18 protein-coding genes and 2 pseudogenes are annotated in these 20,406 nt (G+C 62.1%); 3 read left to right on the plus strand and 17 right to left on the minus strand.

Annotated features, from left to right (window positions below; translation table 11 throughout):
- The 13 genes from PIN01S_RS27245 to PIN01S_RS19760 form a co-directional block, all read right to left on the minus strand.
- A partial coding sequence (locus PIN01S_RS27245; protein ID WP_501193797.1) for an SPM autocatalytic domain-containing protein occupies nt 1-2,347 on the minus strand: 2,347 nt, incomplete at its 3' end.
- 99 nt (nt 2,348-2,446) lie between these two features.
- A complete protein-coding gene (locus PIN01S_RS26495; protein WP_139198620.1) occupies nt 2,447-3,064 on the minus strand; it encodes a hypothetical protein in 618 nt (205 codons plus the stop codon).
- A 338-nt stretch (nt 3,065-3,402) separates the two neighbouring features.
- On the minus strand, nt 3,403-4,830 hold the full coding sequence (locus tag PIN01S_RS19710; RefSeq protein WP_084338126.1) for an HlyD family type I secretion periplasmic adaptor subunit: 1,428 nt from the start codon (nt 4,828-4,830) through the stop codon (nt 3,403-3,405).
- Between the two features lie 119 nt (nt 4,831-4,949).
- Entirely contained in the window at nt 4,950-7,100 is a 2,151-nt protein-coding gene (locus tag PIN01S_RS19715; RefSeq protein ID WP_084338128.1) for a type I secretion system permease/ATPase, read from the minus strand.
- A gap of 186 nt (nt 7,101-7,286) precedes the next feature.
- Nucleotides 7,287-8,381 (minus strand): PLP-dependent cysteine synthase family protein, encoded by a 1,095-nt coding sequence (locus tag PIN01S_RS19720; RefSeq protein ID WP_084338130.1) that lies wholly within the window; start codon nt 8,379-8,381, stop codon nt 7,287-7,289.
- A 10-nt stretch (nt 8,382-8,391) separates the two neighbouring features.
- Entirely contained in the window at nt 8,392-9,276 is an 885-nt protein-coding gene (locus PIN01S_RS19725) for a DMT family transporter (protein ID WP_212633104.1), read from the minus strand.
- 281 nt (nt 9,277-9,557) lie between these two features.
- The gene (locus PIN01S_RS19730) at nt 9,558-9,890 is read right to left on the minus strand and encodes a Na+/H+ antiporter subunit G (RefSeq protein ID WP_084338134.1); all 333 of its coding nucleotides are present in this window, start codon (nt 9,888-9,890) and stop codon (nt 9,558-9,560) included.
- A 10-nt stretch (nt 9,891-9,900) separates the two neighbouring features.
- A complete protein-coding gene (locus PIN01S_RS19735; RefSeq protein WP_084338136.1) occupies nt 9,901-10,170 on the minus strand; it encodes a K+/H+ antiporter subunit F in 270 nt (89 codons plus the stop codon).
- Nucleotides 10,155-10,658, minus strand: coding sequence for a Na+/H+ antiporter subunit E (locus tag PIN01S_RS19740; RefSeq protein WP_084338138.1), 504 nt, complete (start codon nt 10,656-10,658; stop codon nt 10,155-10,157). The genes PIN01S_RS19735 and PIN01S_RS19740 overlap by 16 nt, the downstream gene beginning before the upstream one ends.
- On the minus strand, nt 10,655-12,160 hold the full coding sequence (locus PIN01S_RS19745; RefSeq protein WP_084338140.1) for a monovalent cation/H+ antiporter subunit D: 1,506 nt from the start codon (nt 12,158-12,160) through the stop codon (nt 10,655-10,657). Before PIN01S_RS19745 ends, PIN01S_RS19740 begins: the two co-directional genes overlap by 4 nt.
- Entirely contained in the window at nt 12,157-12,486 is a 330-nt protein-coding gene (locus tag PIN01S_RS19750; protein ID WP_084338142.1) for a Na+/H+ antiporter subunit C, read from the minus strand. Before PIN01S_RS19750 ends, PIN01S_RS19745 begins: the two co-directional genes overlap by 4 nt.
- Before the next feature lies 1 nt (nt 12,487).
- A complete protein-coding gene (locus tag PIN01S_RS19755; protein ID WP_084338144.1) occupies nt 12,488-15,280 on the minus strand; it encodes a monovalent cation/H+ antiporter subunit A in 2,793 nt (930 codons plus the stop codon).
- A gap of 396 nt (nt 15,281-15,676) precedes the next feature.
- Nucleotides 15,677-16,141 carry an outer membrane lipoprotein gene (locus PIN01S_RS19760; RefSeq protein ID WP_084338146.1) on the minus strand — a complete coding sequence of 155 codons (465 nt, stop codon included), beginning with the start codon at nt 16,139-16,141 and terminating at the stop codon, nt 15,677-15,679.
- Between the two features lie 212 nt (nt 16,142-16,353).
- On the opposite strand from PIN01S_RS19760, the gene PIN01S_RS19765 reads away from it, so the two are divergent.
- Nucleotides 16,354-16,590: a 30S ribosomal protein S3 gene (locus tag PIN01S_RS19765; protein WP_084338148.1), complete on the plus strand. Its 237-nt coding sequence runs from the start codon at nt 16,354-16,356 to the stop codon at nt 16,588-16,590.
- 97 nt (nt 16,591-16,687) lie between these two features.
- Here PIN01S_RS19765 and pdxH read toward each other — a convergent pair whose 3' ends face one another.
- The 4 genes and pseudogenes from pdxH to PIN01S_RS26505 form a co-directional block, all read right to left on the minus strand.
- Nucleotides 16,688-17,335 carry a pyridoxamine 5'-phosphate oxidase gene (gene pdxH / locus PIN01S_RS19770; protein WP_084338150.1) on the minus strand — a complete coding sequence of 216 codons (648 nt, stop codon included), beginning with the start codon at nt 17,333-17,335 and terminating at the stop codon, nt 16,688-16,690.
- Nucleotides 17,336-17,382: 47 nt separating this feature from the next.
- Nucleotides 17,383-18,048: an OmpA family protein gene (locus PIN01S_RS19775; protein WP_084338152.1), complete on the minus strand. Its 666-nt coding sequence runs from the start codon at nt 18,046-18,048 to the stop codon at nt 17,383-17,385.
- A gap of 293 nt (nt 18,049-18,341) precedes the next feature.
- A pseudogene (gene hepT / locus PIN01S_RS26500) lies at nt 18,342-18,578 on the minus strand (type VII toxin-antitoxin system HepT family RNase toxin); the annotation flags it as partial.
- Between the two features lies 1 nt (nt 18,579).
- A pseudogene (locus tag PIN01S_RS26505) lies at nt 18,580-18,759 on the minus strand (nucleotidyltransferase domain-containing protein); the annotation flags it as partial.
- A 491-nt stretch (nt 18,760-19,250) separates the two neighbouring features.
- Here PIN01S_RS26505 and PIN01S_RS19785 point away from each other — a divergent pair.
- Both PIN01S_RS19785 and PIN01S_RS19790 read left to right on the plus strand, forming a co-directional pair.
- The gene (locus tag PIN01S_RS19785) at nt 19,251-19,754 is read left to right on the plus strand and encodes a BRO-N domain-containing protein (RefSeq protein ID WP_084338156.1); all 504 of its coding nucleotides are present in this window, start codon (nt 19,251-19,253) and stop codon (nt 19,752-19,754) included.
- 307 nt (nt 19,755-20,061) lie between these two features.
- Complete coding sequence (locus tag PIN01S_RS19790; protein WP_084338157.1) at nt 20,062-20,403, plus strand: helix-turn-helix domain-containing protein; 342 nt, start codon at nt 20,062-20,064, stop codon at nt 20,401-20,403.
- Nucleotides 20,404-20,406: the final 3 nt, after the last annotated feature.

A 20,406-nucleotide genomic window follows, 5' to 3' on the forward strand; every position in this document is an offset into this window, starting at 1 on the left:
AACGGCTGATCACGATGTCGCCCGGGGCGATGTCTTCGCCGAATGCGATGGCATCCACCTTCCCGGCGCTGGTGTCGTAGTTGTTGATCGAATCCTGGCCCCAGCCCCGGTTGAAGCGGTACACGTCCGAACCGGCGTCGCCGACGAGGTAGTCGTTACCTTCTCCGCCTTCGAGGATGTCGTTGCCGTTACCGCCGTAGAGTGTGTCGTTACCTTCCCCACCCTTCATGAGGTCATGGCCGTTATTTCCTTGGAGGATATCGTTCCCCGCACCGCCCACGAGTACATCGCTTCCTGTGTTGCCCACCAACGAATCATTGCCGGCAAGGCCGAAGAGATAGCTGTTGCTGGAAATAGCCTGCACCGTTTCGCCGATATCGCTACCGGCAATCAATCCGGGGAAAGCACTCTGGACAGACGTCAATTCGGCAGGTGACAAGGAAAGAATGAAGCTCTCCGCCAACCCCGTCATTTCATTGGGCAGCGACTTGTTCATCGACGAGCCGAGTAGTTCGAGCAGATCGACCAAGCCAGTGGCGTGAGAAGTAGCGAACACCGACTGGAACTTTTCCACTACACCCGAATAATCCAAAGAAAGACCATCAGCAGTCAGATTCAGCTGGACTTCGTCGATATAAGGCTTCAGCCGAGTCTGTAGCAGCAGCCCATCATAAATAGACTGCTTGAGTGCGGCATAAGACTGGTTGAGCAATGCCGCCTGCCCCGCGTTGGGAGCCAAATCCTCTTCCGTCAGGTAGATGACCATGGTCCCCGTTGCTATCCCAGCCAGAGAACGGGTCCCACTGTTTGCACCAACCGAAGATGTCAGAGCGAGTTGGGTATTACCACTGCTGTCCTTCGTCTCTACGCTGCTGAAGTTGAAGAAGCTCTGCCCATTGAAGATTTCCAGCAGCTTGATCTTGTCCAGCAGGGCTTTCTTTTCCAGTTGAGCTTGCGTCGGGCCAGCCTCTTCGCCCATCGAAAGGCTACCGCTGCCACCGGAGGAACCGGACCCCATCAGGTCCTGCCCGGTGTTTTCCCACGAATAAGCGAACTTGAACTCGAACCGCTCGCTGTTCATATCGGAAATGCGTTGATCGAACGTCCGATAGGTACTGCTGCTGGCCCACTCGACCAACAGTTTGTCCAGCAGGGCGAGCTGCTGCTCGCGTGTCTGCGCCTGGGCATATTGAGTGAGTACGTTTTTCAGCCCGGCGTCGAGCATTGCGGCTTCGCGCAAATCCCTGACCGCGCCGGAGCCCTGCATGTTCGGAAGTGCCTTGGCGGCATCATCCAGAGCGATCTTGTCGGTGTAGTGGCGATAGAAGGGATTGGACGCCAGGTCCAGGTTGGCGGCCAGGCTCTGGTTGGCATTGACTTCGCCTTCCGTGCCATCGCCACGGACGAAGCTGCCCACCGCACTGACGATATTGCCATTGGAGTTCTGGCTGCTTTGCGTGGAACCCAGGTTGATCGCCGTGATGTTGTGCTCGGCCAGGGTCTTCAGCTCGCTGGCTTGGCTGATGCCATCCTGGTTAGCGTCCTGCCAGACGCGGACATTGGCGAACTGGGCATCCTTGGCGTCGAATACGCCATCCGCATTGCTATCCAGATCGCTCAAGGCATCGAAGCCATTGACCGCTTTCTGCCCGTTGCTCTTGATGGTATCCACACCGAACAGCTCACGGCCGGTATCGATGGTGCCGTTGCCATTACGGTCCAGCACCAGGAAACCATCGTCGCCCTTGACCCAACCGGTGCCGGTTCTCAAGCCATCGCCATCGAAATCGAAGGTGATGCCGGTATTGGCGGAAGTGGTTTCGATGCCGTCGGCGTCGAGGTCCAGGGTGAGTGGGTCGTAGCGTTGGATGAAGTTGAGGGCGCTTTGATAGTCGGTGTTCGCTGTCGGGTCAATGCCGGCATTTGGATTCAATACCGGAACAATATTCCTCAACCACCAATCGCCAAAATTGTTAAGGAAATCTTCAAAAGCTTGTCCCGAAACGGCATCATACAGACTTGAAAAAATATTCTCGATCAAGCTTGCAAAGTCCTCGGAGCCTGTAGCCCAAAGAACTAGTTCAAAAGCGGCATCACTGCCGTTTTTTATGGCGTCTTGAGAACTTTTATAATCAATTGGTGGAAATTGATCAGCATTAGATCTTAAGTCTGTTTTTTCTTGTTCGCTAAGTGGAGGGTATCCGGAACTTTCCAGCTTTTTGTCGAGTGATTCATACTCTCTTCTCCACGCCTCATTCTCTATATCATAATCGTCTCGTACTGCTTGCATATCCTGAGCGCCTGGGCCAAGAAAATCCAAAACCGGATCATACTCCTTTGCAAGCATAGCGGAGCTCTTTGCAATATCGATCCTGGTATTTAAATTACTACTATCAATATGCTCAAGTATAACTTCTTCCCTAGTAATCATAAAAATCCCCTTCTATCAATTTGACACATTGTTTTTGCGCAATAAGTTTCTGGAAAAAATCCCGACAAGCATTGACACTCCTCCAAGGAGAAACAAAGATAAAACAAGAATTGTCTTGGCCTTCAAATCAGCCATATCCAGCCATTTTTTTACCAGACCACAATCAGCTGCTGATATACCCTTTATGCAGTTCTCCTTGAGAATCTCCATACCTTGATCGCTCCAAGAGCCCTGTAGGTAACTCCATATATGAAGCTTCAATGCGAAGGATGCGTATTGAGCTACTAGAAATAATGCGAACAGAAAAGACGCAAGAACGCATAAGTCTCGAAAACCTTCTTTCGACAATCTCCCATCAATACTTAACTTAATAATCACCGTGGCAGTAAGGAAGGAAAGGATGACTAGAAAAATCTTATCTATCGATAAGAATCTATAGCTAATCAGGTGTCTAACTTGGTCACCTGGGGCGCAGAAAGCAAAACCATTCCTCAAGCATGCGACGGCTTTTTGCATCTCTGCTGTAGAGGCTTCTATTCCATGTGACATGCTGAATGTTTTATACATCCATACTGAAATAATCAAACAAACAAATATCAGGCAAGATATTATTAGGCTTCCAGGCTTGACCATGCGATATACCTTTCGTTTTGTATGCATTGAGAAAAGATGAACAACCATAAAATATAATCACCACATACCGCTACGCCCTCCTGTCTGAACAGAAAACCAGCAACGCAACGTAAAGCACAAGGAAAATATGAGACAAAGCAATACTTGCTGCCCTACACGCAAAACAACCGTCTTACGCTTGATCTCTGCAATGTGCTCGGCAGCTACAACAACAGCCTTATTGTCATCAGTATTTAACTTCTTCCCAAGAAAAATCAACAGACAAGAAAACCGCCAAAATAATCTAATCAACCAGTCCACCTCCACCACTCATCAAAAACATTAAAAAATCATAACCGTTATCTTTCAATCAAACTCTCATCCACATACTCCTTCAACGGACTCAGGAAATAATCGATCACCCTGCGCTTATCCGTTTTCACTTCCGCCCTTACCGCCATGCCCGGCGACAGGGCGATTTCCTTGCCGCCGACCGGGAGGGTCTTTTCCTTCAGTTGGATGCGTGTGCTGTATACGAGGCCAAGTTTTTCGTCTTCGATGGCGTCGTTGGAGACGCTTTGCACGGTGCCGTGGACGACGCCGTATTTGGTGAAGGTGAAGGTCTCGACCTTGATCTCCACTTCCTGGCCGGGGTGGACGAAGCCGATGTCCTTGTTTTCCAGCATGGCCTCCACTTCCACCGGTTGGTCGCTGGGGACGATGACCATCAGGGGCTGGGCTTCGGTGACGACGCCGCCGGGGGTGTGGATGGCGAGTTGTTGCACGGTGCCGTCCACCGGGGTGGTGAGGCGGGTCAGGCGGTCGCGCTGTTCCGCCTTTTTGAGTTCCTGGGTCAGGCTGGCGGCGCGTTGTTCGGCTTCGTGCTGGAGGTCGAGCATGGCCCGGCGGGTCTGGGCGATGACGCGGTGCTGCTGGCGTTCGGCGGCGCTCCGGGCGGCGGTGAGTTCGAGGACGCGAGCCTGCTGGATGGCCAGTTCGCGCTCCTGGTCGAGGCGTGCCTGTTCCTTTTCCAGGTAGGCGTGCTTGGCGACGTAGGCCTTGTCCAGCAGGCGCTTGTAGTCGGCGCTGAGCTGGCGGGTGATGGGCAGGGATTCCTGCAGTTTGCCCACCCAGGCCTTGGCCGCCTGGATTTCCGCCTGGCGCTGTTCGATCTCGGCATCGCCCTGGTCGAGGGCGCTGCGCAGTTCCAGGTATTGGCCGCGCAGCCAGGTATCGGCGGCGCGCTGTTGCTCGGGGGTGGCCTGGGGCAGCAGGGCCGCCAGGGACGCCGGTTCGCGGTCGTGTTCGATGGCGCCCAGCAGGGACCGGGCGCGGGCGCTGTCGACCTGGGCGGCGAGCAGGTCGCTCTTCAGGCGGTCGACGTCGGCACCGGTCATGCTGGCGTCCAGTTCCACCAGCAGGTCGCCGGCCTTCACCTGTTCGCCGTCGTAGACGTGGATGGCCTTGACCACGGCCACTTCGCTGGGCTGGATGATCTTGCTCTTGCCGCTGGGGACGATCTTGCCGCTGGCGGTGGCGACCACGTCGATTTCGCCGACGCAGGCCCAGATCAGGGCGATGACGGCGAAGGCCAGGATGGTCCACTGGATGTAGCGTGGCGCCGGGTGTACCGGTTGTTCCTGCAGGGCCAGGGCGGCGGGCAGGAATTGCACTTCGTGGCTCAGGCGCGGCGGCGCGTCCATGGCCTTGCGCTGCCGCCAGGCGTGGCGCCAGGTGCTGCGGTAGCGGTTGAGCAGGTCGCGGCGAGCGCTGGTGGATTGGGTCATTGCTGAAGTCCCTTGTTCGATGATGCCTTCCTGACGGAGAAGCCTTGGCCGGATATCAAATGGCGTTGAATCGGGCCCCGAGTCCGGCCCCTCACCCTTCTCTCCTCACACCTCCCACTTCACGCTGCCCCTCCCTGTTGCAAACGGTGCAGCCTGGAGTAGTGCCCGGCCTGGTGGGTGAGGAGTTCGGCGTGGGTGCCCTGTTCGACGATCTGCCCGCGGTCCATGACCAGGATGCGGTTGGCGTCGCGCACGGCGGAGAGGCGGTGGGCGATGATGATGACGGTGCGGCCCTGGCAGATGGTTTTCATGTTCTGCTGGACGATCCGTTCGGACTCGTAGTCCAGGGCGCTGGTGGCTTCGTCGAAGATGAGGATGCGCGGGTTGCCCATCAGCGCGCGGGCGATGGCGATGCGTTGGCGCTGGCCGCCGGAGAGCGAGGCGCCGTGTTCGCCGACCACGGTGTCGTAGCCTTCCGGCAGTTCGAGGATGAAGTCGTGGGCGCCGGCCATCCGGGCCGCCTGCATCACCGCGTCGATGGGCGCGCCGGGGTCGGTCAGGGCGATGTTTTCGCGGATGCTGCGGTTGAACAGCATGTTGTCCTGCAGCACCACGCCGATCTGCCGGCGCAGCGAGGAGACGTCGGCCAGGGCGAGGTCCATGCCGTCCACCAGCACCCGGCCCCGCTCGGGGGTGTAGAGCCGCTGCAGCAGGCGCGTCAGGGTGCTCTTGCCGGAGCCGGAGCGGCCGACCACGCCGATCACTTCGCCCGGCTGGATGCTCAGGCTGATGCCGCGCAGGATTTCCGAGCCGTCGGCGCGGTAGCGGAAGTGCACCTGGTCGAATTCGACCTGCCCTGTCAGCGGCGGCAGCGCGCTGCGGCTGGCCTGGGACAGTTCGGTGCGGGTGTTGAGGATGTCGCCCAGGCGCTGTACCGAGACGCCGGTCTGCTGGAAGTTGGTCCACAGCTGGGCGAGGCGCATGATCGGCTGCGACACTCGTCCGGCGAGCATGTTGAAGGCGATCAACTGGCCCACCGAGAGGTCGCCGTCGATCACCAGTCGCGCGCCGAGCCAGAGGGTGGCCACGGTGACCAGCTTGCCGACCAGGCCGACGCCTTCGTTGGCCAGGGTGGAGAGGGTCTGGGTCTTGAAGCTGGCGCTCACATAGCCGGCAAGCTGGTTGTCCCACTTGCGGGTGATCTGCGGTTCGACGGCCATCGCCTTGAGGGTGTCGATGCCGTTGACTGTTTCCACCAGGAACGCCTGGTTCTCCGCGCCGCGGCTGAAGCTCTCGTTGAGGCGCGCGCGCAGGACCGGGGTGATGAACATCGAGAGCAGGAAGTACAGCGGCAGCGAGAGCAGCACCACCAGGGTCAGCCAGCCGCTGTAGAAGAACATCACGGCGATGAACACCACCGAGAACAGGACGTCGAGGATCAGGGTGATGGCGTTGCCGGTGAGGAAGCTGCGGATGTTTTCCAGCTCGCGCACCCGCGCCACCGAGTCGCCGACCCGCCGCGCCTGGAAGTAGGCCAGCGGCAGGGTGACCAGGTGGCGGAACAGTTTCGAGCCCAGCTCCACGTCGATGCGGCTGGCGGTGTGGGCGAACACGTAGCTGCGCAGGCCGGAAAGCAGCGTCTCGAACAGCATGATGCCGAGCAGGCCGATGGCGATCACGTCGAGGGTGGACAGGCCCCGGTGCACCAGCACCTTGTCCATCACCACCTGGAAGAACAGCGGCGTCAGCAGGGCGAAGATCTGCAGCACGAAGGACACCAGCAGCACTTCGCCGAGCAGCTTGCGGTATTTGACGATGGCCGGGATGAACCAGGTGAAGTCGAACTTGGACAGCTCGCCGGCCAGCGCGGCCTCGGAGCGGATCAGGACCAGCTCGCCGGTCCAGCGTGCCTGGAGGTCTTCGAAGCTGAGGACTTCGGGACGTTGGGCGCGGGGGTCGTGGATCAGCGCCTGGCCATCGTCGAGCCGGGCGATGATGAAGAACCGCCCTTCCCCGTCGGCGGCAATCGCCGGCAACGGCGTGTGGCTCAGGCGCACCAGCGTGCTGCGCGCCGGCTTGGCCTTGAGGCCGAGTTTCTTCGCCGACAGCAACAGCTCGGCCTTGCCGAACCGGCGGCCGTCTTCGGCGAATTCGTGGGTGAGTTGTTCGGGGGAAGCGGCCACGTTGTGGAACCGCGCCAGCATCACCAGGCAGGCGAGGCCGGTGTCCAGCTCCGGGGTGGGCTGGGCGTTTGAGTCCTGTGTGTACATCGTTGCGTCCCTGTCAGAAACAAGCGGCCTTGGCCGGGCAAGGCAAAGGGCCGCTATTGTCCCCACTAAGAATCGGGACGCGGCGTGACACTGATCACGCCGAGCACACGAATATCAAAAGGCTTACATAGGGGTCAGAATTGCCCCAGCATGGGTCAGGAAACCCGCTACCGACCCGCGGCTCTCTTACCGCACAATCATCGGCACATCCACCCGCAACGCTTCGCCCCGCTCCGCACAGGCGGCGACTTGCTCGATCAATGGCTCCAGGACGAAGCCCTGGGCGGCGAGCCAGGTGGGATCGTAGTAGGTCGTGGCGTAGCGTTCGCCGCTGTCGCAAAGGATCGCCACCACCGATCCCCGTTCACCTGCCGCAACCATGCGCTGGGCGGCCAGCAAGGCGCCGATCAGGTTGGTGCCGCTGGAGCCGCCGACGCGGCGGCCCAGTCGGCGCGCCAGGTAGTGCATGGCTGCCAGCGACAAGGCATCCGGCACCTTGCACATGGCGTCGATCACCCGGGGCAGGAACGACGCTTCGACGCGCGGCCGGCCGATGCCTTCGATGCGGGAACCGCAATCCAGTCGCAGGCCGGCATCGCCGTCGCGGAAGTAGTCGAAGAACACCGAACGCTCGGCATCGGCGCAGAGCACGCGGGTGGCGTGCTGGCGATAGCGCACGTAGCGCCCCAGGGTCGCGGTGGTGCCGCCGGTGCCGGGGCTCGACACCAGCCAGCTCGGTTCCGGGCAGCGTTCGAAGCGCAGTTGCTGGAAGATCGATTCGGCAATGTTGTTGTTCGCCCGCCAGTCGGTGGCCCGTTCGGCGTAGGTGAACTGGTCCATGAAGTGGCCGCCGCTTTCACGGGCGAGGCGCTCGGACTCCGCGTAGATCTGCGTCGGGTCGTCCACCAGATGGCTTTTCCCGCCGTAGAAGGCGATCTGGGCGATCTTCTCCGGCGAAGTCGACGAGGGCATCACGGCGATGAAAGGCAGCCCCAGCAGCCGGGCGAAATAGGCTTCGGAGATCGCCGTGGAGCCGCTGGAGGCTTCGATCACCGGTGCTCCCGGCTTGAGCCAACCGTTACACAGCGCATAGAGGAATAGCGAGCGGGCCAGGCGGTGTTTGAGGCTGCCGGTGGGGTGGCTGGATTCGTCCTTGAAGTAAAGATCGACACCCGGCAGGCCCGGTACGTCGAGCGGAATCAGGTGTGTGTCGGCGCTGCGCTGGAAATCCGCTTCGATGATGCGGATCGCCTCGCGTGTCCACTGGCGCAGGTCTGTCATTGCGAACCTCTCAGTCAAGAATGCCGGCCGGTGCCGGCGGTGCACTTCGCCACTGGCTCAGCCCAACCCCGGCGAACACCAGTGCGACGGCCAGCATCTGCACCAAGGTAAGGCTTTCGCCCAGCAGCAGCACGGCGAAGATCAGGGTGAACACGGGAATCAGGTTGATGAACCCCGATGCCTGGCTTGCCGGTAGATGGCTGACGCCGAAGTTGTACAGGCCATAGGCGCCCACCGTCACCACCACGCCGAGATAGAACACCGCCCCCAGGCCCAGGGGACTGATGGACGCGGGCATCGGCTCGGTCAGCGCCGCCAACGGCAGGAAGAACAAAGCACCGATGAACGCCTGCATGGCGGTGAGCATGAATGCCGAGTAACGCGTCGAGAGATGCTTGAGCAACAGCGTATAGCCGGTCGCACAGAGCATGGCGAGGAACTCGAAGAAGTTGCCGAGCAACGGCGCCGGCGCATGGTCGTCGACCTCCCCCGCCAGACTCAGCCAGACCGCCCCGACCACCGCCAGGAGGAAGCCGGCCAGGGTGGTACGGCTGACACGCTCACGCAAGAAGAGGAACGCGCCCATGGCCACCAGCAGCGGCAGCAGCGCGGTGATCATCCCGGCCTGGGAGGCGCTGGTCCGTTGCAGCGCCAGGGCTTCGAAGATGAAGTACAGGCAGGGTTCGCAAGCGGCCAGGCCGATCAGGTATTTCCAGTCACCCGGGCGGTAATCGAGACGACCGCGCCAGCGCCAGGCCAGCAGAAACACCAGGCTGCCGAACGCCATGCGGCCGAAGATCACCCACAGCGGCGGCAACTCGCCGAAGGCCAGCTTGAGTGCGATGAACGAGCTGCCCCAGAGCGCCATCGCGATGATCAGGCAGCCGATTGCCATGCCTCTGTTCTGCACCGCCATGTCGCCTCCTCGGTAAAGCGCTCCAGTCTACGAAGAGTCCGGGGCGGACGACAGGCACAGCGGGAAGGGGAAACTGTTCGGTGGGCACTCCTGGATTGCGCCGAGGCTTTTCCGAGCTACGTGTTTGGGTAGGAGCCAGCTCTGCTGGCGAAGCTTCTGCGCTGTCCCATTCGCGAATGAATTCGCTCCCACGAGACAGTCCGGACCGCTTCTGTGGGAGCGAATTCATTCGCGAATATGGGCCGCCATGTTAGGCGACCTTACTGCTCCCAGGGACGGCCGCGGGTTTTCTCGTGCAGGCGCAGTTTCTGCTGCAACGCGGCCTTGGCCAGCATGTGGGCGCTGACCGGGGCGGTGATGAAAAGGAACAGCGTGATCAGCAGCTCATGCAGGCTGAGACCTTGGTCGCGCGCGCCGAAGTAGATCATCGAAGCGATGACCATCCCCCCTACGCCGAGCGTGGTGGCCTTGGTCGGCCCGTGCAGGCGCATGAAGAAATCCGGCAGGCGATACAGGCCGAGGGCGCCGACCAGGGCGAACAGGCTGCCGAGCAACAGGAACAGGGCGACGATGCCTTCAATCCATTCATTCATGACCGTGCCCTTACTCGATGATGTCGCCGCGCAGGAGGTATTTCGCCACCGCCACGGTACCGACGAAGCCCATCACCGCGATCAGCAGGGCCGCCTCGAAATACAGGTCCGAGCCCAGCCAGATGCCGAACAGAACCAGCAGGGCGATGGCGTTGATGTACAGGGTATCCAGGGCCAGGATGCGGTCCGGGAGGTCCGGCCCCTTGAACAGGCGCGCCAGGGTCAGCGCCAGGGCGAGACCGATGATGGCCAGGCAGATCGGAATCACGTAGCCGAGCATGCGAACACCTCCAGCAACGGCGCTTCGTAACGGGCCTTGATGTCGCGGACCAGTTGCTCCTCGTCGGCCACGTCCAGGGTATGGACCAGCAGAGTCTTCCGGTCGTCGCTGAGATCGGCGGATACCGTACCCGGCGTAAGCGAAATGACGCTGGCGAGCATGGTCAGCGCCAGCTCGTCTTCCAGTTGCACCGGAATTTCGACGAAGGCCGGGCGCAACCGGCTCGACGGGCCGAGAATCAAGCGGGCGACCTGCAGGTTGGCGAGCAGGATGTCCCAGATGACATGCAGCAGGAACAGGCACAGCTTGATCGGCTTGCGTATCCGCGGTGGGTTGATCCAGAACACCTGCGTCACCAGCGGAATCAGCCAGCCGAGCAAGGCACCGAGCAGCAGATGGCCCAGGCTGAAGCCGTTGATCAGCAGCAGCCAGACCACCAGCAGACAGATGCTCAGCAAGGGATGAGGCAACCAGCGACTCGGTTTCATGCCGCACCTCCGGGAGTCAGGATCTGCCGGTACAGGTCGAGGTCGTGCAATTGCGCCGCGGTGGCTTCCAGGTACTCCAGCACGGGATGCGCGAAGGCCACCAGTAGCGGACTGAGCAGCAACAGGCCGACACAGGCCAGCAGCCCCTTGCCGTCCCGTTCGGCACTGCCGAGCACGGTCAGGCCGGTTCGCCAGAACAGCGTGCTGCCGGCCCGGCTGAAGGCGATCAGGCTGCCGAGGCTGCCGATCAGGATCACCGGCCACAGCAACACCGCCTGCGGCCCCGGCTGCAAGGCATGCAACAGCAACACCTTGCCGAGGAAGCCGGAGAGCGGCGGCAACCCCACCACCGCAATGGCGCCGATGAAGAACAAGGCGCCCAGCACGTGCGGTTGCAGGAGCGCGGGACCTTGCAGCAGCAGCCCGCCTTTCACGCCCCGCTGACGGGCGATCAGATCGGCGAGGAGGAACAGCGCACCGGTCGCCCAGGTGGTGTGGATCAGGTAATAAAGCGACGCCGACAACGCTTCCGGGGTGCCGATGGCAATGCCGGCCAGCAACGTGCCGACGGAGACGATCACCAGGTAGGCGATCAGCTCCTGCAGGCTGGTCGCCGCCAGGGCACCGATGACGCCGACAGCCAGGGTCAGCAGTGCCAGCGGCCAGAGCCAGTCCAGCGCCATGTTCGCCAGCGAGCCCGCCTCGGCGCCGTAGATCAGCGTGTAGACCCGCAGGATCGAGTAAATCCCCACCTTGGTCATGATGGCGAACAGCGCCGCCACCGGCGCAGTGGCCGAGGCGTAGGTGCGCGGTAGCCAGAAATACAGCGGCAGGAAGGCCGCCTTGAGGCCGAACACCACCAGCAGCAGCATCCCTGCAGCACCCAGCAGCGGTGCCTGGTCGGCGCTGGCCTCGGACACCTTCACCGCCAGGTCGGCCATGTTCAGGGTGCCGGCGATGCCGAAAAGCACGCCGAGGGCGATCAGGAAGAACGAGGAGCCCACCAGGTTAAGCACCACATAGTGCAGCCCGGCCTTCGCCCGCTCCGGCCCGCCGCCGTGCAACAGCAACGAATAGGAAGCGATCAGCAGGATCTCGAAGAAGACGAACAGATTGAACAGGTCGCCAGTGAGAAAGGCGCCGTTGATGCCCATCAGCTGGAACTGGAACAGCGCATGGAAATTGCTGCCCCGGGTATCGTCGCCGCGTGTCGCATAAAGCAGCGAGAAGAGCGCCAGCAGCGCGGTGATGAACAGCATCAACGCACTCAGGCGGTCGAACATCAGGACGATGCCGAACGGCGGGCGCCAATCGCCCAGCGCGTAGACCTGTACCTGCCCGTCGCCGGCCTGGACGAGCAGCCAGGCGCTGACGGCCACCTGCAGCCCCACGCTGAGCAGCGACAGTCGTCGCGTGGCCGGCATACCCAGACGCGCCCCGAGCAGCAACAGGCTGCCGGCGAACATCGGCAGCAACACCGGCAGGATCAACGCATGGTTCATGGCCTGGGCTCCCGGCCGTCCACGTGGTCGTTCTTCAGCTCACCCAGGCTGCGTAGGGACAGCACTACGACGAAAGCGGTCATGGCGAAGCCGATCACGATGGCGGTCAGCACCAGGGCCTGGGGCACCGGGTCGACATGCTCGGCGCTCTTACCGATCACCGCCGCCGCGCCCGTTTGCAGCCGGCCCATGGCGAACAGGAACAGGTTCACCGCGTAGGAAATCAGCGTCAGGCCCATCACCACGGGAAAGGTGCGCGCCCGCAGCAGCAGGTAGACACCGCTGGCCGTCAGCACGCCCAGGGCGATTGCGAACAATGCCTCCATTTCAGAGCACCTCCTTGCCCGCCCTCTCCTGGGTCAACTTGCCCAGGTTGGCGAGAATCAGCAGCGTCGCCCCGACTACCGTCAGGTACACGCCCAGGTCGAACAGCATGGCGGTGGCCAACTCGATGTCGCCCACCAGCGGGATATGGAAATGCCCGAACGCCGAGGTCAGGAACGGCCGACCGAACAACCAACTGCCCACGCCGGTCAGGCCGGCGATCATCACGCCGCCGCCGGCGAGGAAGGTGTAGTTCAGCGGCAGGCGCGATTGCGTCCACTGTACCCCGCTGGCGACGTACTGGAGGATCAGCGCCACGGCGGTGATCAGGCCGGCGATGAAACCGCCGCCCGGCAGGTTATGCCCACGCAGGAAAATGAATACCGAGACCATCAGGGCCATCGGCAGCATGACCCGCGACAGGGTCGAGAGGATCAGCGGGTGGCGATCGCGGGCCCAACTACGGCCTTCCGCGTCCTCACCCGGCTGGAACAGGCGCAGCCCATCGAGCATGGCGTAGATGCCCACCGCCGCAATGGCCAGTACGGTAATCTCGCCCAGGGTGTCGAAACCCCGGAAGTCCACCAAGATCACGTTCACCACGTTCGCCCCACCGCCGCCCGGCACGCTGTTCTCGAGGAAGAACGCGCCGATGCTGTCGTAAGGCCGCGAGAGCACGGCGAATGCCAGCAGCGCGACGACCACGCCGCTGACGATCGCCAGCACGAAGTCGCGCAGCCCACGCAAGCTGCTCGACTCCCCCGGCGTCGCCGATGGCAGGAAGAACAGCGCGAGCATCAGCAGGATGATGGTCACCACCTCCACCGACAGCTGGGTCAGCGCCAGGTCCGGTGCGGAAAAGCGGGCAAACGCCAGGGCAACGAACAGGCCGACCACACTGAGCATCACCAGCGCCACCAGCCGCTGGCGGTGGAACACCACCGTGGTCACCGCCGACAGCGCCAGCAGCACCAGCCCCAGCGCGGTGATCCCGTCGATCGGCGTCAGCTCCCGCGGCCCGCTCAACTGCGGCAACGGGCCGAGGGCCAGGGTCACCACCACCAGGCCGGAGCCAACCAGCAACGCCAGATAACGCTGCAGGGAGCCGCTCTCCAGCCAGCCGGTCAGCCGCACGCAGCCCGCCACCAGGCTTCGCACGCCACGTTCGAAGACCAGCTTGGAATCCACTTCGGGCAGGCCGGCGTACCAGCGGAACAATGGCTGCCGGCACGCATACACCAGAATCCCGCCAAACAGTGCGACGAAGCTCATCATCAGCGGCAGGTTGAAGCCGTGCCAGATCGCCAGGTCGTACTCCGGCAAGGTGCCGCCCAGGCTGGCCGAAGCCGCCGCGGCCAGCAACGGCGCGACGGTGTAGCCGGGCAGCATGCCCACCAGCAGACAGAGAAACACCAGGATTTCCACCGGCACCTTCATGTAGCGCGGCGGCTCATGGGGCGGAAACTTGGGCAGGTTGATCGGCTCGCCGTTGAAGAACACGTCGTGGATGAAGCGCAGCGAATAGGCCACCGAGAAGACCCCTGCCAGGGTCGCCGCCGCCGGGATGACCCAGTTGAAGCTGCCCAGCAGGTGCTGGTGAAGGGTTTCGCTGAAGAACATCTCCTTGCTGAGGAAGCCGTTCAGCAGCGGCACGCCGGCCATCGCCGAGGACGCCACCATCGCCAGCACCGCCGTGTGCGGCAGGTACTTCCACATACCGTTGATACGCCGCATGTCGCGGCTGCCGGTCTCGTGGTCGATGATCCCGGCGGCCATGAACAAGGACGCTTTGAAGGTGGCGTGGTTGATGATGTGGAACACAGCCGCCACGGCCGCCATGGGCGAATCGAGGCCGAACAGCAGGGTGATCAGGCCGAGGTGACTGATGGTCGAATAAGCCAGCAAACCCTTGAGGTCATGCTGGAACAGGGCCATGCAGGCGCCGACCAGCAACGTGGCGAGTCCGGTCAGGCTGACCAGGTAGAACCACCACTCGGAACCGGCCAGCGCCGGGTACAGCCGCGCCAGCAAAAATACCCCGGCCTTCACCATGGTGGCCGAATGCAGATAGGCGGAAACCGGCGTGGGCGCGGCCATCGCCTGGGGCAGCCAGAAATGGAACGGGAACTGCGCCGACTTGGTGAACACCCCGAGCAGCACCAGCACCAGGGCGACCGGATACAGCTCATGGGCGCGAATCGCGTAACCCGCGGCGAGCACCTGGGACAGCTCGAAACTGCCGGCGATATGACCCAGCAGCAACACCCCGGCCAGCAGCGCCAACCCGCCGCCCCCCGTCATCGCCAGCGACATCCGCGCGCCTTTGCGGGCATCCGAACGTTCGCCCCAGAAGCCGATCAGCAGGAAGGAAGACAGGCTGGTCAGTTCCCAGAACACCAGCATCAGCAGCAGGTTTTCCGACAGCACCACTCCGAGCATGGCGCCCATGAACATCAGCAGGAAGGCGAAGAAGCGCCCCATCGGCTCCTTCTTCGCCAGGTAGTAGCGGGCGTAGAGAATGACCAGCAGACCGATGCCGAGAATCAGCAACGCGAAGAGAAAGCCCAGGCCATCCAGCCGCAGGCTGAGGTTCAACCCCAGCTCCGGCAACCAAGTCACACGGAGTCGCAGCACTTCGCCGGCGAACACTTCCGGCTGCATCGACAGTAACAGCACCAGACCGATCATAGGCGCCAGCGCCGCCCCCGCGGCACAGGCCGATCGACCGAAACGCTCCCCGAGCAAGGGCAAGAAAACGCCCAGAAATGGCAAGGCGACAATCAGCGCAAGCGCCATGAGCAAACCCCTTATGCGATCCGTCGGTGCCTGCCGCCAGACATCCGCGGAATCGATCCGCTTCCGGCCCGGCATGACACCGGGCTCGCTTTTGCATATTCACCCACGTTCACCTAAGCCATTGTCGGCACAGGAGAACTCACCGATTATCCATACCTATCGGTGCAGCGTCATGAATTGAATTATTACTAAAACTGTGAGACGGCCCCTGTCGGTCAACCCGGCAATACACCGACGACCGACGGCCCCGTCCCGCGGATATCGCTCCGCATTCCGCGGTGGGTCAGCCGCTCATGCGAAGAAAGCCCGCAAGCGGGCCAATCAGTGGGCATCAATGCGAATTCCGACGCCCGGATACGACGAAGCCGGAGCAGCGGCACCGCTCCGGCTTCTCGATCAATGCGCTACGCGACTGGTGCCATTGACGGTCAGGATGCGCACGCGTTCGCCGACCCGGAAGACTTCATTGGGCTGCACCTCCTGTACGTAGGCGCGCATGGTGCCGTCGTCTTCGCGCACGGTGATCTCCACGCCCTGGGTGCGGGTGATGCCCTCTTCCGCCGCCGCACCGAGCAGGCCACCGGCCACTGCCCCGATCACCGCGGCCACCGCGCTACCGCGTCCGCCACCGACACCGCTGCCGGCCACGCCACCGACCACAGCACCGGCGCCAGCGCCGATCGGCGTCTTGGTGCCTTCGATCTTCACCGGCCGCAAGGACTCGATGGTACCCATGCGCACGGTCTGCACGGTGCGCGCCTCGTCACGGCTGTAGGTATCGCCGGTCAGACTGGAGGCGCAGCCTCCCAAGGCCAGCGTCACCGCAGTGAACGAGGCGACCAGCAGAACGGACTTACGCATAGCAATTCCTCCAGATGGACAGATGTCCCATTAGACCCCGCCGCTCATCCCGCTGTCACGGCGGACTCTTCACAAAATGCATGTCATTCAAGCTTCGTACAGCTTTTCCACCATGCAAGCCGCTCGGAGACACCCGAGGCTTTCCCCTCTCGGAGGCACTTCTAGCCAGTCGTGGAATCGGCTAGGGTGAGCCTCCGTTCGAGAGGACTCCAATGGATTACTTCATTATCGTAGTCGTTACCGTGGCCGGCCTGTACTTCCACTGGTGGCTGTACGTGCGCATCAAGCGCTGGGTGGACCGCGACCTGGCCCTGTCCATGGCCGGACAGGACCCGACCAAGCGTGACTACATGCTGAAACGCCTGGAAGAAGCCCGTGCGCAAGGCATCAAGCGCAAGGACTTGCCGAAATGGCTGGAACAGGCCGCTGCCGACTACCGCGCTCCCTGACGCCATCGCACGTCGGGGTGGCGAATGAATTCGCCCCTACGGGAAAGTGCCACCACATTACGGATAAGCCCTGGCGTAACCCGGGGCCATTCCCGACTCAGGGCGCCAACCGCTCCCGCACCCACTCCCCCGCCTGCAGGCGGTAGTTCAGGCGGTCATGCAGACGGCTCGGACGGCCCTGCCAGAACTCGATACGCTCGGCCAGCAACCGATAACCGCCCCAATGCTCCGGACAATGCGGTGCCTGGTTGAGGAAACGGCGCTCCGTTTCCGCCAGCAATGCCTCCAGTTCGGCGCGATCACGGATCACCCGGCTCTGCGGCGAAGCCCAGGCGCCCAGGCGGCTGCCCAGCGGGCGCACCTGGTAATAGGCATCGGATTCAGCCGGGCTGACCCGCTCGATCCGGCCTTCGATCCGCACCTGGCGCTCCAGGCTCGGCCAGAAGAACGTCATCGCGGCGAAGGGATTGGCCTTGAGCTGGTCGCCCTTGGCACTGTCGTAGTTGGTAAAGAAGGTGAAGCCGCGGTCATCCAGCCCCTTCAACAGCAGCACCCGGCAATGCGGGCGGCCTTCGGCATCCACCGTCGCCAGGCACATGGCGTTCGGCTCCACCGGCGGCTGCTCGGTCTTCACCGCATCGGCGAACCATTGCTGGAAAAGCGCGAAAGGCTCATGGGGAGCCTTTTCTTCGCTGAGGCCGTCACGGGTATAGTCACGGCGCATGTCGGCCAGGGTCTGGGTCATAGGGGCGCTCCTTCTGGACAGAGGCCCCTAGCTTACCCAGCCTGGACTTACTTGGCTTGATCTGCGGCAACGACCTGCGCAACCTTGGTCGGCTGCGCCGCGTCCCCTGCCGGGGCCGGCTGGGAATACCTGGCCACCAGCGCCACCAGGGTCTCCTGCGGAGTGAGAATGACCTCCACGCGGCGATTCAGCGAACGGCCTTCCTTGCTGTCGTTGGCGGCGCGCGGCATGTCGGAGCCCACCCCCTTGAGCATCAGCCGGTCGCGCTGCAGACCGCTGAGACGGAAGATCGCCGCCACGGCCTTGGCCCGGTCCTCGCTCAGGGTCATGTTCGCCTTGGCTTCGCCACTGCTGTCGGCATGGCCGAGCACCAGCACGCCGGTCTTCGTGTCGCCTTCCACCAGCTTGGCGACCCGGCTGAACGGGCCGAGGGTCACCGGCATCAGCATGCTCGGACGGTCGGGGTTGAACGAGTAATCCACCGGCGCGGTCACCACCAGCACGTTCTCACGGCGCTCCAGCTCGAACTTGCTTTCCTTCAGCGCCTCGCGCAGCCGCGGTTCGTACTCATCCAACCAGGCCTGGGTGACCTTGACATCGATCTTCGCCGGCTCGGCCTTGGCTTCCGCCTGGGCCTTTTCGTCACCGCCGAAGAGCGAACAACCGGAAACGGACAACAGCAGAATGAGGGTGGCGCTCTTCAACAACTTCATGAAAGGGGTCATCCATCTTGTTCGAGTTGGAAACCAAGGCCACGAACGCGGCGGCTCACTTGAGATGCAGTGTTGAATTGTGAATGCAAGTGATTAATTGGCAAGGCCTTCGAGACAACAACTGACGAACGGAGAAATAGGCCCTCCGTAGCGCCTGGATGCCCTGCGTAGGAGCCAGCTCTGCTGGCGAAACCTTCGTGCAGACCCATTCGCGAGCACAGCTCGCGCCTACAAGGGCACCGGCTCACATGGGCGAATTCATCCGCGAACGACCGAAATGAGTGCCACAGCACTCAATCGCCAGGACTCCCCGCATCGCGGCGCAGGATCGTCGAGCTGAACACAAGAAACTCATCCAGGTGCTGGGTGATGATGGCAACCGTGATCGGCAGTTGCAGCGTCTGGTACTCATGCACTGCAATGTTCCGGAAGCCCACCATGTTCTTCAAGCCCGCCGCCAGGGACGCCTCGATCCATCCCCCTCTGGCCAGCAACTCGAAGACATCCCGCGCCCTCTGGGGTACGCCGAGAGGCCAACTCGCCAGCAATCTCGAACAAACGCAGCGGCTCGACCTGGCCGGGCACCAGCACTGCCAGATCGACATCACTGCCCGCCGCCGCCGTCCCAGTGGCGTGACTGCCGAACAGATAGACCGCCAGCAGATCGGGCAGCCGTTTTCGCAGGTGTTCGAGTAGTGGATCGGTATTCATGGCGCCACCTTAAGGGCGAAATCGGCATGGGGGGCAAATCTAATGTAAGTCTTCCCCGACTCGACCGACTCGCCACGTCAGCCAGGGGCCATCCCCGAATCTGCGGGGAACACGCCATGGCCTCCTCTTCACTGGGAACGTAGCTCGGTTCATCCCCGCACCCGCGGGGAAAACCCTTGCCGTAACCAATTGTTTTCATAGGACAATTCCGGCCTCTAATTTTTTACCGAAGGAATCGTTCAAAAAACAACCAGCCTCGTGCCCGGCAAGCCGCCTCGAAAGATACCCCCATTCAGCGCTTCTACAACAGCATGTCAGGCAACCGGCTTGTGCAATCCGGCCTGCCTCCCTATCCTCTCGCCCGTCACGGCCAATTCCGTGACCGGGTTTGACAGCCCGCAAGTACTCGACACGTTGCGTTGCCACGCCGCGATAGCTCCTGCTTTGCGGTTGAGTTGCGCATGGGTTAACCAGAACTCGGAGTACCGCTGATGGATGCTGTCTTCACCCCTACCCATTTCCTCCGCCACAACCGCCCCCTGCGTGCCGTTCTGATCGACGATCAGCCCTGGTTCGTTGCCCGCGACCTCGCTCTGTTGATCGGTCACAAGTTGGAGGACCGTATCGTCCACCGGCTGGATGCCGACCAGACGCGCTCGGTCGCCCTCGTCTATGCCGCTGGCGAACCCCAGCCGACGCTGATGATCAGCGAGTCCGGCCTCTATGCGGCGCTGATTTATTACCGCCACCCGGAGAACCGCAGCCTACGCCGGTGGATCACCGGCGAGGTGGTGCCGGCGTTGCGGGGCGAGCCGGAGAAGCCGGAGCCACGGCGCAGTCTGTTGCTCTGGGAGCGGCAGGAGGTGACGTTATTGCACTGGCAGGATTGTTTGTGGGTGCGGTTCAGCGATATGCCGTTCCTGCTGGAGTCGGGCTACCCGCGAGCGAAGATGCGGCGGCCGCGGTTGCTGGGGTTGTGGGCGCGGCGGTCGTGAGGTGTGGGCGGCTCGGTTGGAGCAGTCGGACCGCCGCTGAACGGATCGTGTAGGGGCGAATTCATTCGCCCTTTGGGACGCGGAGCGTCCCGGGAAGCATTCCCACGCGGAGCGTGGGAACGATCAAGTCAAGGGTCGTGTAGGGGCGAATTCATTCGCCCTTTGGGACGCAGAGCGTCACGGGAGGCATTCCCACGCGGAGCGTGGGAACGATCAGTGGCATGGTCTGTACAGCGCGGTTTGCCTTTCATATTTTTGCACCTAAAATCGATCACTAAGCGGTTAGTGTATTTTTTTAGGTGCAAATATGAAGCGACAACAAGCCTCGGCGATGCCCGATCATCTGAGCAGTCAATTGGCCGAGTTGGGTCAGGCGCTGGCGGATAGCCGTATCGCTCGCAAGATCACCCAGGCGGAGGTGGCGGTCAGGGCGAATGTCAGTCGCAACACCATCGTGCGTATCGAACGGGGCGATGCCGGGGTGGCGGTCGGGCAAATTCTTCGTTACCTGGATGCCGTGCGGCCAGGCGTCTCGCTGCAGGCGTTTCTCAGCCAGCCGGACACGGCCGTGGTTCAGATGGAGGCCCAGGGTAAGCGCCAGCGGTCGCGGCCGCTCGGCGAGAAGGAGCTGAAGCGTTATGACTTCTGAACG

It is taken from the genome of Pseudomonas indica NBRC 103045, from assembly GCF_002091635.1.
GTDB lineage: Bacteria > Pseudomonadota > Gammaproteobacteria > Pseudomonadales > Pseudomonadaceae > Pseudomonas_M > Pseudomonas_M indica.

What these genes read in the sequence shown, in the direction of transcription:
- PIN01S_RS26495 (WP_139198620.1), bottom strand. Translation starts at nt 3,064, where the DNA reads ATGGTCAAGCCTGGAAGCCTAATAATATCTTGCCTGATATTTGTTTGT.
- PIN01S_RS19710 (WP_084338126.1), bottom strand. Translation starts at nt 4,830, where the DNA reads ATGACCCAATCCACCAGCGCTCGCCGCGACCTGCTCAACCGCTACCGC.
- PIN01S_RS19715 (WP_084338128.1), bottom strand. Translation starts at nt 7,100, where the DNA reads ATGTACACACAGGACTCAAACGCCCAGCCCACCCCGGAGCTGGACACC.
- PIN01S_RS19720 (WP_084338130.1), bottom strand. Translation starts at nt 8,381, where the DNA reads ATGACAGACCTGCGCCAGTGGACACGCGAGGCGATCCGCATCATCGAA.
- PIN01S_RS19725 (WP_212633104.1), bottom strand. Translation starts at nt 9,276, where the DNA reads ATGGCAATCGGCTGCCTGATCATCGCGATGGCGCTCTGGGGCAGCTCG.
- PIN01S_RS19730 (WP_084338134.1), bottom strand. Translation starts at nt 9,890, where the DNA reads ATGAATGAATGGATTGAAGGCATCGTCGCCCTGTTCCTGTTGCTCGGC.
- PIN01S_RS19735 (WP_084338136.1), bottom strand. Translation starts at nt 10,170, where the DNA reads ATGCTCGGCTACGTGATTCCGATCTGCCTGGCCATCATCGGTCTCGCC.
- PIN01S_RS19740 (WP_084338138.1), bottom strand. Translation starts at nt 10,658, where the DNA reads ATGAAACCGAGTCGCTGGTTGCCTCATCCCTTGCTGAGCATCTGTCTG.
- PIN01S_RS19745 (WP_084338140.1), bottom strand. Translation starts at nt 12,160, where the DNA reads ATGAACCATGCGTTGATCCTGCCGGTGTTGCTGCCGATGTTCGCCGGC.
- PIN01S_RS19750 (WP_084338142.1), bottom strand. Translation starts at nt 12,486, where the DNA reads ATGGAGGCATTGTTCGCAATCGCCCTGGGCGTGCTGACGGCCAGCGGT.
- PIN01S_RS19755 (WP_084338144.1), bottom strand. Translation starts at nt 15,280, where the DNA reads ATGGCGCTTGCGCTGATTGTCGCCTTGCCATTTCTGGGCGTTTTCTTG.
- PIN01S_RS19760 (WP_084338146.1), bottom strand. Translation starts at nt 16,141, where the DNA reads ATGCGTAAGTCCGTTCTGCTGGTCGCCTCGTTCACTGCGGTGACGCTG.
- PIN01S_RS19765 (WP_084338148.1), top strand. Translation starts at nt 16,354, where the DNA reads ATGGATTACTTCATTATCGTAGTCGTTACCGTGGCCGGCCTGTACTTC.
- pdxH (WP_084338150.1), bottom strand. Translation starts at nt 17,335, where the DNA reads ATGACCCAGACCCTGGCCGACATGCGCCGTGACTATACCCGTGACGGC.
- PIN01S_RS19775 (WP_084338152.1), bottom strand. Translation starts at nt 18,048, where the DNA reads ATGAAGTTGTTGAAGAGCGCCACCCTCATTCTGCTGTTGTCCGTTTCC.
- PIN01S_RS19785 (WP_084338156.1), top strand. Translation starts at nt 19,251, where the DNA reads ATGGATGCTGTCTTCACCCCTACCCATTTCCTCCGCCACAACCGCCCC.
- PIN01S_RS19790 (WP_084338157.1), top strand. Translation starts at nt 20,062, where the DNA reads ATGAAGCGACAACAAGCCTCGGCGATGCCCGATCATCTGAGCAGTCAA.